This is a genomic window from Thiorhodococcus fuscus (genome assembly GCF_042682685.1).
Classification (GTDB): domain Bacteria; phylum Pseudomonadota; class Gammaproteobacteria; order Chromatiales; family Chromatiaceae; genus Imhoffiella; species Imhoffiella fuscus.
Genome location: NZ_JBHUHX010000052.1, coordinates 242,577 through 257,538 on the forward strand (window position 1 = coordinate 242,577; position 14,962 = coordinate 257,538).

The window sequence follows — 14,962 nt, forward strand, 5'->3', positions numbered from 1 at the left end:
ATCCTCGGCCGCTATTGAGGCAACGCTCGAATCAGGGCGAAGCGGCACCCGCCCACACCGCGTTCAGACGACCAAGGCGACTTAGGCGAGTCCGAGATGCGCCAGTTCCTCGATCAGCCCCAGAAGATCGCGCTCCAGATTCACGACGCCGGAATCGATGACGGCCGGTGCCGCCCCTTCGCGCAGCGCCAGCTCGATCTCGGCGGCACGCTGGCGAACGGTCTCCGCGCCTAGCGTTGCGGCGACACCTTTGAGCGTGTGGGTAAACAACCTGGCCTCGGCCGGATCTCCCGCAGCCAGAATCTGGCGCAGCTTGGTCGCGTCCTCGCCGTGGTTGGCGACGAACCGCCCCAGCAGCTTGAGATAGATGGTCTGGTTCCCAGCGACCGAGGCCAGACCCCGCGCCGTGTCCAGACCCGGAATGACGATGCCATCCAGCGACTCCAGAGGCGTTGCTGGTGCCTTGGAGGCAGAGGCCGTACCGGTCTTATCCGAGTCGCTCGGAAGCCAGCGCAGCAGCGCAGCGTAGAGCCGTTCCGGCTCGACGGGCTTGCCGATGTGATCGTTCATCCCGGCTGCCAGACACTGCTGGCGATCCTCGTCGAAGGCATTGGCGGTCATGGCCAGGATCGGCAGATCGGCCTTGTCGGGCAGACACCGGATCGCGCGCGTAGCGGAGAGCCCATCCATCACCGGCATCTGCATGTCCATCAAGATCAGGGCGTAATCCCCCTCGCGCACCTTGGCCAGCGCCTGCTCGCCGTTGTCGGCGACATCGACCATCAGAGCGGTGTTCTTGAGCAGCGCCAAGGCGACCTCCTGGTTGATCGGATCGTCCTCGACCAACAGGATGCGTGTCCCGGCATGGCGGCGGGCCAGGGTCAAATCGGAGGGCGGCACCGGCCGTTCGGAACAGTCGACAGCCGGCTCCTCGACCGGAATCTCGGTAGCCACATCGAACGGTAAGCGCACCCAAAAGGTGCTGCCCCGACCCAGGTCGCTGTCCACACCGATATCGCCAGCCATGAGCGTGATCAGACGCTTGCAGATGACCAGTCCCAGACCGGTTCCGCCGAAACGGCGAGTCGTCGAATTGTCGGCCTGGACGAACGCATGGAAGAGCCGTTTGCACTGGTCTTCGCTCAGGCCGATCCCCTCGTCGCTCACCGAGAGCCGAATCCAACAGCGCTGCTCCGAGACCTCCTCGGCACGAATCTCCACCAGGATCTCGCCCCGATCCGAAAATTTGACCGCGTTGCTGAGAAAGTTGAGCAGGATCTGTCCGAGCCGCAGCGGGTCTCCCCACAACGCAGCGGGGACCTCTGGCGCCACGCGACGCCGCAATCTCAATCCCTTGGCACTGGCGCGATCAGACACCAGGGTGAAGGCGTCTTCAACCAAACGCTCGGGGAAAAACCGATGCCGCTCCAGAACCAGTTGGCCGGCCTCGATCTTGGAGAAATCCAGAATGTCGTTAATGACACCCAGCAGATGATTGGCCGCCCCCTTGATCTTGGCCACATGCTCGCGCGAGCTCCCGGCCATAACCTCGCGCTCCAACAGATGGGCGAGCCCGATGATGGCGTTCATCGGGGTACGAATCTCATGGCTCATATTGGCCAGGAAGGCGCTCTTGGCCTGATTGGCGGCCTCGGCCGCCTCCTTGGACTCCGCCAACGCGATCTCGGCCCGCCGGCGCATCCGGATCCGCCAGAAGTCCTCGGCGAAGAGCTGCAACTGCCGAACGTCGCTCGCTTCGTAGTCGTCGAGTTTGTTGCCGACCCCAACCAGCAGGCGCACCTTGCCGCCCTCCAGCACGGGAACGACGAGATGTCGGATCAGATCGCACTGCCCCAGTGGAGATCCGTTGTGGTCGGGCGCCTCTTGACAGGCGTTATCCAATACCGGCTGCCGATCGCGCACCGCCTCCGTCCAAAGGGCCACCCCGGAGACCGAATCCTGGATCTCGTGACCCATCGAGCACAGCGGCTCGGCGCCGCTCGACCAGATGCAGGAACCGATCCGCTCCTGGTCCTCCTCGACGAAGCGCAGATAGCCGATCCGGCTCTCGGTGACCTCGACTGCGGCCTCGACGCACCGCTGCAGTAACGCCTCCTCGTTCAGATCGGAGGCAAGCTGAGTCAGCTCGAACAGCAGCTTGAGCCGGCGGTCGTTCTTGCGTAGCGCACGATTCGCCGCCTCCAGCTCGTTCGTGCGCGAGCGCACCAGCGCCTCAAGATCATTGCGATGGCGGTCGAGCTCCTCCGTAACCTGCTTGCGCTCGGTGATATCGCGGGCGATTCCCAGTACACCGATCAGCTGGCCGGAGACATCGAACATCGGGGTCTTGGCGGTCTCGAACAGCCCCCGGTAGCCACCTGTCGCGAAGGTGAGCCATTCCTCGTTGAGCGTCGGCCCGACGGATTGCAGCGCGAGGAGATCATGCGTGCGAAAGAAGTCCGCGAGTTCCCGGTCGACGAAATCGTAGTCGCTCCGCCCGATGATGGACGCCCTCGGGGTCCCGAAGAGCCGTTCGAAGGCCGGATTGCAGGCGAGGTAGATGCCGTTCGGATCCTTGAGCCAGACGAGGTCCGGAACGGCATCCAGGATCGCCTGCAAGCGGTCCTTGGCCGCCAGGATCTCGGAGACCTCGCTCGCGAGCTGGGGACCCTGCTCGGCAAGCGGCGTGTCGTTCGGCAGACTATCGACCTGATACCAGGCGTGATCCTGCAGCAGGACCGCACTGATCCGCTCCATCAAGCGATGCAGCGTCACCATTCCGATCAGCAGCCCGTCCTCGTCGACGACCGCGAGATGCCGCACCTGCAGGTCCTGCATCAGCCGAGCGGTCTCGGTCACCGAGGTATGGTGCGCGACGGCCTGAACCGGCGCCTGCATCACCTCGCTCAGCAACAGCCGACGGCCTCTGTCGAGCGCCCCGGAAGCGATCAGCCGCGGGACATCGCGCTCGGTGAGGATGCCGCGCGCCAGTCGGCCGTCCGCCGCCACGGCATAGGAGGTGCGTCGCTGCATCATGAGCGCCAAGGCATCCTCCAGCGGCGCCTCCGGGGAAATGAGCGGCAGATCGCGATCCATCGCATCGGTGAGATCGTCGAGCCGACGCAGAAAGCTGAATCCCAGGTGGCGACGGAAATCGGTCTCGGTGGCGACACCAACCAAATCGCCCGCGTCATCGACCGCGACCAGATGGCGCACCTGCTGGGCCAGGGCCGCGCGATAGGAGTCGGGGAACGAGGTGTTCTGAGAAATGGTCATGACCGGGGAGGTCATCAGCTCGGAGACGGGTGTCTGCAAATCCGTGCGCTGGTGCATGAAGCGCAGCAGATCGCGCTCGGTCATGATCCCGACTGGACGGCCATCCTCCAGCACCAGCAGCGACGAGATGCGCGACGCCGCCATCTGGCGCGCCGCCTCATCCAACGGGCAGTTCGGCGAAACATGGCGGATCCGCCGATTCATGATATCCGCGAGCGTCAGATCGGTCACCGAAAGCATGCGCAAGCCCCTAAAGCAAAAAGAAAAAGGAGCGGCGCCTGGCAAAGGTGGGCGCTACGCCGGATCTCCTCAATATACTGATGCCCCAGTACTGGCGCTTCACCCCGATCGCTCGAAACGCCGAACGCTGGATGCCGCAGATGCGATGACGCCGAAATGGTCCAAGCGGCCCATGACCGAACATCATCGGCGTCACAGGAATGCGATTCAAACTCCCTCACGCTCTTGCGGCGCATCCTACCATGGCGGCACAGGTCACCCTATCGTAACCGCCCTGTCCCAACCGTCAGAGGTCCATCGATCCGAGCCGCGCCACATCACGGTCGCGCATGCCGAGCAGGTAGAGGATTCCGTCGAGACCCACGTTGGCGATGGAATGACGCGCCTGCTGGGTAACGATAGGCTTGGCGTGAAAGGCGATGCCCAGACCGGCGATGGAGAGCATGGGCAGATCGTTCGCACCGTCGCCGACCGCGATCACCTGTTCGAGCCGGATACACTCGCGCTCGGCGATCTCACGCAGCAGATCCGCCTTGCGCCGACCGTCGATGATCTCGCCCGAGACCTCGCCGGTCAGCTTGCCGTCGCGGAAATCGAGCCGGTTGGCATAGACGTAGTCGACACCGAAACGCCGCTGCAGATGCTCGGCGAAATAGGTGAATCCGCCCGAAAGGATGGCCACCTTATAGCCCAGCCTCTTGAGCGACGCGATCAGTCGATCGGCGCCCTCGGTGATCGGCAAACGCTCGGCGATCCCGGCCAGCACCGACTCGTCGAGCCCCTTGAGCAGGGCCATGCGACGGCGAAAGCTCTCCTGGAAATCCAGCTCGCCACGCATGGCCGACTCGGTGATGGCCGCAACCTGGTCGCCGACACCGGCCGCCGCCGCCAGTTCGTCGATCACTTCGGTCTGGATCAGGGTGGAATCCATGTCGAAGCAGACCAGCCGCCGGTTGCGCCGATAGATGTCGTCCTCCTGCACCGAGACGTCCACGTCGATCACCCGACCCAGAGCCAGGAACTCCGCGTGCAGATCCGCCAGGCTGTCCACCGCGCCGCGCACCGAAAGCTCCACGGAGGCCAGCGGATGCTCGCGCCGATCGCGCCGCGAGATACGGCCGGTGAGGCGCGCAATGCGATCGACGTTGAGCCCGCGCGCCGCGACCACGGCGGTCACCTTGGCGATATGTCCCGCATCGATCTCGCGCCCGAGCAGGGTGAGGATATGGCGCGGCCGGCCCTGTTCATGGACCCAGCCCTCGTAGGCATCGGCGGCGATCGGGGCGAAGCGGATATCGAGCCCCATGCCGTGGGCGCAGAAGAGGAGATCCTTGAAGACACCGCAGTCGGCCCCGGCGGCGGGGAGCTCGACCAGCAGACCGAGCGCCAATGCGTTGTGGATGGTCGATTGACCGATATCGAGGACGGGGACGTGATAGCGGGCGAGGATCTCGGTCAGGGAGGCGATGATACCGGGCCGGTCCTCGCCGGTGACGTTGATCAGGACGATTTCGCTCATCTTGGAATCAGCTGCGCTCAGCGAAAAGCGCCTATTGTAGGCGCTCGGCACCTGCCTGGGATCGCCGAATTGCACTCGACGGTTCCCAGGAACTGACGCGGCGGACCCCGCAACGGAGGATCTCGGCCCGAACCCGGAGAGGATCGGGCAGAAACCCGCCAATGCTATTCTCCAGCGATGGTCATGCGCTCGATGAGCCAGGATCCGGTGCGGGTGCCTCCGAAGAAGTCGCAGTCGTTACCGACCGCGACCAGCCCGGCGAACATGTCCTTGAGATTGCCGGCGATGGTGATCTCCTCGACCGGGTACTGGATCTCGCCGTTCTCGACCCAGAAGCCGGAGGCCCCGCGCGAATAGTCTCCGGTGACGTTATTCACCCCGTGCCCCATGAGTTCGGTGACCAGCAGCCCCGTCCCCATCTCGCGCAGCATGCCGGCACGGTCCAGGTCACCCATCTCGATGCGTAGATTGCGCACCCCGCCGGCGTTGCCGGTGGTCGGCATGCCCAACCGACAACCCGAATAGGTATCGAGCACATAGGTCTGGAGGATGCCGTCGCGCACCAGATCCTTGGCGCGGGTCGCGACGCCGTCCCCATCGAATGGCGCACTGGAGAGACCGCGCCGCAGATGCGGCTCCTCGTAGATGCGGACGAACTCGGGGAAGATGCGTTCGCCGAGCCGATCGAGCAGAAAGCTGGAGCGACGATAGATGCTGCTACCGTTGATCGCTCCCAGCAGACTGCGCAGCAGCCCGGTCGCCACCTCGGCCCGGAACATGACCGGCGCCTCGCGGGTGTCCAGACGCCGTCCGCCAAGCCGCGCCACGGTGCGCTCGGCCGCCCGCTCGCCGACCGAGCGGGCCGTATCGAGATCGGCGGCGCAGCGCGCCGTGGTCCACCAGTAGTCGCGCTGCATCGCATCGCCGTCCTGTCCGATCACGGCGCAGTTGAGACCGTGCCGCGTGGTGGGATAGCCGCCGATGAAGCCCCGACTGTTGCCGGCGACATGGATGCCGAAGTGGGTCGAGAGGCTCGCGCCCTCGGAATTGACGATGCGCGCGTCGTAGGCGCGGGCCGCATCCTCGCAGCTCGCCGCCAGCTCGACGGCCTCATCCACCCCGATCGACCAGGGGTGATAGAGATCCAAATCCGGGACCTCGGTCGCCATCAACTCGGCGTCGGCGAGATGGGCGCAGCGGTCCTCCTGGGTGTGGGCGGCGATGGCGCAGGCCGCGCTCACCGCGTCTCGAATCGCGCCTGGACTCAGGTCGGAGGTGCTGGCCGAACCCTTGCGATGGCCGAAATAGACGGTGACGCTCAGACCGTTGTCGCGGGTGTGCTCGACCGTCTCCACCTCGCCGAGCCGCACCGCCACTTCCAGCCCGGCGCTGCTGCCGACCGATGCCTCGGCATCGCTCGCGCCCTGGCGCTTGGCCTCCTTGAGCATGTCTTCGATGATCTCTTGCAATCGGGTCAGGCGCTCGGCCGTGTCCTCGGTCGTCAGGATGGGCATGGCGGATTCGAGTCCTCGGATAGACGAAATTGAATGATGAAGCCGGCGCTTGCTGGCCGGCTCAAATAACCTAATTGGACGTGCTCTGGCGATACGAACCAACGGCCGAAAGATGGCCGAGTATCGAACGCGCCTTATTGAGTGGTGCCGCCGACGGTCAGTCCGTCGATGCGCAACGTCGGCTGGCCGACGCCGACCGGCACGCTCTGCCCCTCCTTGCCGCAGGTCCCGACGCCCTCGTCGAGCTTGAGATCGTTGCCGATCATGCTGACCCGGGTGAGCACGTCCGGGCCGTTGCCGATCAGGGTCGCGCCCTTGACCGGGCGGCCGATCCGGCCGTTCTCGATCAGATAGGCTTCGCTGGCCGAGAAGACGAACTTGCCGGAGGTGATGTCGACCTGACCGCCGCCGAAGTTGACCGCGTAGAGCCCCTTGTCGACCGAGGCGATGATCTCCTCGGGATCGCGTTCGCCGGCCAGCATGTAGGTATTGGTCATGCGCGGCATGGGCAGATGGGCATAGGATTCGCGCCGACCGTTGCCGGTGGAACGGGTGCCGGTGAGCCGTGCGTTGAGCTTGTCCTGCATGTAGCCGCGCAGGATACCGTCCTCGATCAGGACGGTGTTCTGGGTCACCGTGCCCTCGTCGTCCATGTTGAGCGAGCCGCGCCGCCCCGGCAGCGTGCCGTCGTCGACCACGGTGACGCCCGAAGCGGCGACGCGCTGGCCGATCTTGCCCGAGAAGGCCGAGCTGCCCTTGCGGTTGAAGTCGCCCTCCAGACCGTGACCGATGGCCTCGTGCAGCAGCACGCCGGGCCAGCCGGCCCCGAGCACCACGGTCATGGTACCGGCCGGTGCGTCCCCGGCCTCCAGGTTGGTCAGGGCGAGACGCACCGCCTCGCGGGCGAAGGACAATGCACGATCCTCGATCAGGAAATAGCCCAGATCGACGCGGGCACCTCCGCCGCTCGAACCCTGCTCGCGCCGCCCGTTCTCCTCGGCGATCACGTTGACGCTGAGGCGCACCAGGGGCCGCACGTCGGCCGCCAGGGTGCCGTCGTCGGCCAGAACCAGCACCGTATCCTGAACCGCGACCAGGCTGGCGACGACCTCGCGCACCCGCGGATCGACCCGACGCGCCTCGGCATCGACCCGCTGGAGCAGGGCGACCTTGTCCGGATCGGACAGACTGGCGATGGGGTTGAGCGGTTCGTAGAGACGACGCTCGACGAGGGCCTGGCCGATCTTGGCGCTGCCGCTCTGACCGGCGCGGGCGATCGCCCGCGCCGCCTCGGCCGCCTGCGCCAGGGCGGGAAACTGCAGCTCGTCAGAATAGGCGAACCCGGTCTTCTCGCCACTGATGGCGCGCAGACCGGCACCTTGCTCGATGCTGAAATTGCCGTCCTTGATGATGCCGTCCTCCAGCACCCAGGACTGCAAGCGACTGGATTGGAAATAGATATCGGCGGCGTCGACCGAAGAACTGGCCAGCGTGGCCAGTAGGCGATCAAGATCCCGATCGAGCAGTCCGGCCGGTTCCAGAATGCTCTCGCGGGCGATGACGATAGGGTCAGTCATGATGGGAATTGGCGACTCTCGGTCAGTGATCGGAAGGGGCCGGAGTCCGAGTCGATCCGTCGCGCTCGCGCGCATGGAAGGAGCGGAACGGCGGTATTTCGCGCGGCATCCACGCCGGTCGGACTCTCGGCCTGTTGGCTGGTGACTTGCGGACTCAGCCGCCGCATTTCAAACGACGGTGGTCGATGGTCGGGAAGCTGCGGCGGACGGAATCCTGGAACTCCTCGTCGATCGAGGCGCAGATGCAGCCGGCTCCGCGCGGCAACTGGGCCAACACGGCGCCCCAGGGATCGACGATCATGCTGTGACCATGGGTCTCGCGACCGTTGACGTGGAAACCGCCCTGGGCCGCAGCGATGACATAGACGAGATTCTCGATCGCGCGGGCGCGCACCAGCGTCTCCCAGTGGGCCTTGCCGGTGATCGCAGTGAAGGCGGAGGGCATGGCCAGGATCTCCATGCCAGCGTCGAGCATCTGGCGGAACATCTCGGGGAAACGCAGATCGTAGCAGACCGCGACCCCGAGTCGGCCGAAGGGGGTGTCGAGCACCAGCGGATCGCTGCCCGCCTCGATGGTCGCCGACTCGTGATAACGCTCGTCGACCCCCGGCAGGTTCACGTCGAACAGATGGATCTTGTCGTAACGCGCGACCCGCTCGCCGCGAGCGTCGTAGACCAGACAGGCCGAGCGCACCTTCTCGGGATCCTCCGCGACCAGCGGGATGGTCCCGCCGACCAGCCAGATCCCAAGCTGCTTGGCGACCCGCGACAGGAACTCCTGCAGCGGTCCGTCTCCGTCGACCTCGCGCATGGCGACCTGATCTCGATCCTCCTTGCCCATGAAGGCAAAGTTCTCGGGCAACACGACCAAATGCGCCCCTTGATCGGCCGCCTCCTTGATCAACCGCTCCGCCTCGAACAGATTGGCGCTGATATTGGGGCCGGTCGCCATCTGAACCGCACCCATCTTATATTTCGTTTTCATGGCATTCACCACCCAGACCAAACAGGGCTGCAGAGCGAACCCGACCGGCGATCCCAATCGCCTCCAGGACGCAACCGAGACTCGATGGGGTTGACTCAGCGTTGTTGGAACCACCGGCGTGCGTCGCGCGCCGACCGGCCCCGAAATTGTTGCAACGATACCACCAGAGCAGGCCGCTCGAAAACGCGCGGCCCGCGCCGACCTCAATCCACGTCCAGAAAGAGATTGCGTTCCTTGACCGGAACCGGCTTCGCATCGGACCCATCCGCAGGCGCCTCCCCGCCCATCCCGGTGAGCGGGTCCCAGCCGACCCGATTCAGCTCGGGCTCGCCCCAGGGACCGCTCACCCGATAGCGATACCGTCCCAGACGATCGATCGGATTGCCCGCGACCTGATCGACCAGATAGACGGCGGCACCGACCACGGGGCCGCCGGCGACCGCGCTCGCGAGCGCCACGCTCGACCCCAGCTTGGGCTCGACCGTCACGGTCTGATCGAAGGTCTGGGTCGCCAGATCGGACTGGCCTGCGACCATGATCTTGCCCGCCGGCCCATCGATGACGAAATCGTCGAACCGCGCCTTGCCGGCACCGAGCACGATACGGCCGTGCATCTGCTCGAAGGCAAACCCCTGACCATAGAGATCGGAGAAATCGAGCGCCAGACGCCTGCCGAGCGCACTGAAATTGAGGAACCCCAGAATACGTCCGACGCCGGGTTCGACCGCCAGGAAGCGCCCCTTGCCGACCTGCAGGTCGATCTCGCCCTTGGCCTTGGGCAGCGAAAAGGTCTCCGGGGCGCCTGGCCAGTCGAGCTTCAAACGCGCCGAGCTGCGCCCCGCCTCCAGGGTACTGCGGGCATCGAGTGTCTTGAACAGCGCACCCAGATCGGGCGTATTCAACACCAGACCGATCCGGCTGCGCCCACCATCGCCCGAGGATCGCCAATCTCCGCTGCCTTTCAGCGTCAGGACCTTGCCGTCTAGGCTGAGGTTGGGCAAGTCGATGCCCTCCGCGTTCCGTCGCAGATCCAGCCCCAGGGTTCCGAGCGAGGCCCCGTGCCACAACAGATCGCGCACCCCAAGATCGAGCGAGGGCAGATCGGAGAGGTGCGGATCGTCCGCACGCTTGGAAGATCCCGCCGCGCTTCCACCCTGGGCGACCAGGGCCGACAGATCCAGCCGATCCAGCCGAATGAGGAGCGGCTGCTCGGCACCTGTCTTGGGAACCACGACCCGTCCATCCAGTTCGTCCGAGCCCAATTTGAGATGCCAGCCATCGTCGCGTGGATTTGCGCCCAGCGACAGGTGCGAAAGCTGCAGATCGCCCAGATGCAACCGCTCGATCTGTAGCTGCGCGCCGCTCAAGGCGATGTCCGACCCCTTCGAGCGCGACGGGAAACGCAACCTCAACGCCCTGGTCCAGGCCTGGAGATCCAGATCGCCGAGCGCGCCGTCCAGGAAGAGCCCGTCCGTCTCAGGAGGCGGCGCTCGATCGGCGCCGAAACGCAGGCGCCCCGAAACCAGACGGAGCGATCCGCCCTTCAGGTCCAGATCGAGATTCGCGGCCAGCCCCTGGATCCGACCGTCCAACGCGAGCGAACGACCCGGTACCAGGGTCCCCTGGAGCAGAAGTTCGCGCGTCCGCTTGGCGGCCTTGCCCAGCGGACTGGGAAGATCGATGCCTAGACCGCGCAGGTTCGACGAGAGCCTGAAATCCAGTGGCAAATCGCCCTGTTTGACGTGTCGATTCTGCAGGGTCACGCCCAGATTCCAGTCCAGTTCGCCACTGAGATCGCGCCACAGCGGCGAAGGAAAGCGCCGCGCCAGATCCGCGACCTGGGCGCGGGATGTCGCCTCGATCAGGGTCTCGGATCGATTGGGGTCTCCGGCCCCGCGCGTCTCGATGGAGAGTTTGACCGGGCGCCCCCAAAGCCGCGCCTGCAAATCGTCCGCGCTCAGACTGTTCTCGGTAAAGCGCAGGACACCGCGCAACCGGGACAGTGCGATAGGGCCTCCGGCAATGTCCAGGGTTGCCGGTCCAGGCCAGGTCAGGCTGCCGGAAACCCCCAGCGTGCCACTCTCGACCAAGGGCAGATCGATATCGAGCGCCAGGTGCGACCGCCCGCTGACGGTCAGCGCCTTGCCGAGATTCCCGAGATCGGACGCCAGCGGGGTCTCGATCAAGACTCGGCGCGCATCGACGAAGGGTCCCTCGGCCTCGCCGTGAATCGGCAGGACGTCGGGTCCCCAGAGATCGGGGATCTCGGCGCGGCCAGCCGAAAAGGCGCTGTCGTAGATACGCCCGCGATCGACCTGGATCGACAGCCCTTGATCGAGAAAACGCAGGTATCCGGCGGCGGAGCGAATCGGCGGCCAGCCGTCCTGATAGTCGAGCAGCAGATCCTCGAAATCCAGCAACAGCTCGAAACGCCCCTGATGCTCGCGAAACGGAAAATCGGCGAGCCTGCCACGAAAGCTGGCATCGCCCTGCGCCAACCACCCCGAGACGATCGAGTGTTCCAGCCATTGGAGCAGATGCTCATGAATGATCCCGGCAGGCAGATAGGGCCGGACGTTGGAGGCATCGCCACTGAAATTGGCGCGCAGATCCAGGAAGGGACTCGTTCCGTCCGCCGGGATGTCGAGCGCGAGCCGCAGTCGACCGGCCAGATCGTCGGTCTCCAGACTCGCCGTGCGCACGGACACGGCGAGATCGCCCCCCGGATCGCGCCGCCAACCCAAGCGCCCGCTGGCGCCATTCAGATGCAGCGGCAGGGTGAAGAGCGGATTCAGGTCCAGATCGAGTCCGAGCGAGCCGAAACGCAGTTCGCCGCCGGAGGCGTTGGCGGCGAAGTCGGCGTTCAGTCCCTTGAAGCCGGGCAGGCGCGCATGCTGTTCCACGGCCAGATCGCGGACCGAACCCGACGCGCTCCAGCCCCACTGCCCGACGAGATCGCGTTCGGCGCGTACCGCCAGCGCGTTCACCTGCCCCTGGGGTCGCGCAGCGAGCAGGTCAACGACCGGCTTGGACCGCCCCCAGGGGCCAGCCCCAAGGATTCCGGTCAGGGCGGAGAGATCCAGACGCGCCCCCGACACGGCGAGCCGGTCCAGACGGCCGGAGTCGGAGAGATCCAGATCCGCTCGGACGCCCGAAAGCTCGGCCCCAGCGACCCTGGCATTCAGATCCGAAAGCTCCAGCCGCCACGCCCCATCGATCCGCTGAAGACGCGCCAGCAGACGCGCATGCGCCACCGCGAGCGATTCCTGCGACGCGTCGCCGACATTCGCGTGGAGCAACACCCCGGCCACATCGGCACGCACGAGCGACTGGACCAGGCGCCCCGAGTCGATCCGCGACCAGCTTTCCAGAGAGATCCGTTCGGTATCGAGGCGATAGCCGTGCGTGAGCGAGGGCGGCAACAGACGCCCTAGATCGGCACCGTCGAAACGGACATAGAGGCGACCGCTCCAGGCGCGAAACTTGGAGGGCGGTCCATTCAGCTCCGCGATCAGATGCAAACGATCGCCCTCGTCGCGCCGAGGCTCGCCCGCGCGATCGCCCCTCCCTGACGTGCCCGCCAGGGGGCGCGGAGGCGCTAGATTGGCCGAGAGCTCGGCGAAATGGCGCTGCCCCACGTTGCGCAGATCGAGGCGAGTCTCACGCAGACGCAGGACACGGGCATGCGAATCCGCATCTTCGATCAGCACCTCGCTGTCGACCAGGGTCAAGGCGCCCTGGTCGAGGAAACGTTCGAGCGCCTTCGGATCCGTTCCGCCCAGGGCGCCGAGTCCGGCCAATTCGAACCGACCGTCCGGCATGCGCTCGACTCGGAGTCGAGCGCCGACCAGGGTCAGGGTGCCGATGCGCGGAACCGAGGCCCGGATCGAGCCGAGCGCATCCAGGTCCAATTCCATCGCGCGCAACGCCAGAACGACGGCCCCGGTTTCGCGATCGGAGAACCGGACCTGCTTGAGCACCAGACGGGGTCTCGTGCCGAAGAAGCTCACACCCATCCCGCCGATGCGGATTTGGTAGCCGAGACGCTGGCTCAGATGTCCAGCCAGTGTGTCCGCGTAATCTGCAGCCAACGGCGCCAAGAGATTGAGGACGGTCAGGATCAGAGCCAGAACGACCGCCGAGATACCGCCAAATCGCAGAAGGAAGGCCGGAAGGCGTTTCAAAAATCGCATCGAATCAGAATAGGGGCGAATCGGACCGAGCATGCGCCCATCGACTTGGAAGCGCAAACCGGACGGGGCCGAGGCCGAGCGCGCAACAACGGCGCACATCCGGCCGGATTCCGAGCCGCCGCTTCAGGCGGACTTGAGAGCTGGAGACGGGCACGCCGAGACCTCCTCAGGGCCGATCGACCGGAGCCGGACCAACCGGCTCAGATGAGCACGACGTCGTACTGTTCCTGCGTGTAGAGCGCCTCTGCCTGGAGGCGAATCGGACGACCGATGAACTCCTCCAATTCGGCCAGATGCGCCGACTCCTCGTCGAGCAGACGATCCACCACCTCCTGCGAGGCCAGGACCAGCAGGGTCTCGACGTCGAATTGGCGCGACTCGCGCAGGATCTCGCGGAAGATCTCGTAACAGGTCGTCTCGGCGGTCTTGATCGAGCCGCGCCCGCCGCAACAGGGACAGGGCTCGCAGAGCACATGCTCCAGGGACTCGCGTGTGCGCTTGCGGGTCATCTCGACCAGACCGAGCGAGGACACCTCGGTGATATGGGTCTTGGCATGATCGCGTGCGAGACACTTCTCCAGCGCGCGCAACACCTGGCGTTTGTGCTCTTCCTCGGTCATATCGATGAAATCGATGATGATGATGCCGCCGAGGTTGCGCAGACGCAGCTGGCGGCAGATCGCCTGGGCCGCCTCCAGGTTGGTCTTGAAGATGGTCTCTTCGAGATTGCGGTGACCGACGAAGGCGCCGGTGTTGACGTCGATGGTGGTCATGGCCTCGGTCTGGTCGATGACCAGATGGCCGCCGGACTTGAGACTCACCTTACGCTGCAGCGCCTTGCGAATCTCCTCCTCGACGCCGTAGAGATCGAATAGCGGCCGCTCGCCCTGATAATGCTCGATCCGGTTCTCGATCTCGGGGATGTACTTGGTCGCGAAGGGCAACGCCTTGTCGATCATGATGCGCGAATCGATACGGATGCGCTCCACCTCCGGGGTCACCAGATCGCGCAGCGCCCGCAGAGCGAGCGGCAGGTCGTCGTGGACCAGTCCGATCTGGCTGACGTAACCGCAGCGTTCCTTCACGCCGCGCCACAGCTTGGCCAGAAAGGCCATATCCTTGAGCAACGCCTCCTCGCTGACCCCCTCGGCCGCAGTGCGGGCGATGAATCCGCCGTCGCCCTCGTGGGACTCGACATAGCCATGCAGGATCTCGCGCAGCCGGCGGCGCTCCTCCTCGTCCTCGATCTTCTGCGACACCCCGGTGCTGGCCAGGGCCGGCATGCACACCAGATAGCGCGAGGCGATCGAGATGTTGGTGGTCAGGCGCGCCCCCTTGGTGCCGAGCGGATCCTTGACCACCTGAACCACGATCATGTCGCCCTCGTGGACCAGTTCGTGGATCTGGTCACCACGCGGCTCGCCCTGGGGGCCGATGATGTCGGAGGCATGGAGGAAGGCGGCACGCTCCAGGCCGATATCGACGAAGGCGGCCTGCATGCCGGGCAGCACCCGACAGACCTTGCCCTTGTAGATGCTGCCAACCAGACCGCAACGCTCGGCACGCTCGATGATGATCTCTTGCACCACGCCGTTCTCGACGACGGCGACCCGGGTCTCGGGCGGTGTGACATTGATGAGGATCTCTTCGCTCACGGA

Annotated in this window: 7 protein-coding genes; all 7 read right to left on the reverse strand. The window is 65.4% G+C overall.

Annotated features, from left to right (window positions below; all coding sequences use genetic code 11):
- Positions 1–81: 81 nt before the first annotated feature.
- Positions 82–3,516: a CBS domain-containing protein gene (locus ACFSJC_RS17935; RefSeq protein ID WP_386028559.1), complete on the reverse strand. Its 3,435-nt coding sequence runs from the start codon at positions 3,514–3,516 to the stop codon at positions 82–84.
- 286 nt (positions 3,517–3,802) lie between these two features.
- Positions 3,803–5,035 (reverse strand): phosphoserine phosphatase SerB, encoded by a 1,233-nt coding sequence (serB, locus tag ACFSJC_RS17940; protein ID WP_386028560.1) that lies wholly within the window; start codon positions 5,033–5,035, stop codon positions 3,803–3,805.
- Between the two features lie 164 nt (positions 5,036–5,199).
- Complete coding sequence (gene pmbA, locus ACFSJC_RS17945) at positions 5,200–6,549, reverse strand: metalloprotease PmbA (protein ID WP_386028561.1); 1,350 nt, start codon at positions 6,547–6,549, stop codon at positions 5,200–5,202.
- Positions 6,550–6,683: 134 nt separating this feature from the next.
- Positions 6,684–8,126 carry a metalloprotease TldD gene (tldD, locus tag ACFSJC_RS17950; RefSeq protein WP_386028562.1) on the reverse strand — a complete coding sequence of 481 codons (1,443 nt, stop codon included), beginning with the start codon at positions 8,124–8,126 and terminating at the stop codon, positions 6,684–6,686.
- Between the two features lie 154 nt (positions 8,127–8,280).
- The gene (locus ACFSJC_RS17955) at positions 8,281–9,111 is read right to left on the reverse strand and encodes a carbon-nitrogen hydrolase family protein (protein ID WP_386028563.1); all 831 of its coding nucleotides are present in this window, start codon (positions 9,109–9,111) and stop codon (positions 8,281–8,283) included.
- A gap of 203 nt (positions 9,112–9,314) precedes the next feature.
- Complete coding sequence (locus ACFSJC_RS17960) at positions 9,315–13,295, reverse strand: YhdP family protein (RefSeq protein ID WP_386028564.1); 3,981 nt, start codon at positions 13,293–13,295, stop codon at positions 9,315–9,317.
- Between the two features lie 209 nt (positions 13,296–13,504).
- Positions 13,505–14,959, reverse strand: coding sequence for a ribonuclease G (rng, locus tag ACFSJC_RS17965; RefSeq protein ID WP_386028565.1), 1,455 nt, complete (start codon positions 14,957–14,959; stop codon positions 13,505–13,507).
- Between the last annotated feature and the right edge of the window lie 3 nt (positions 14,960–14,962).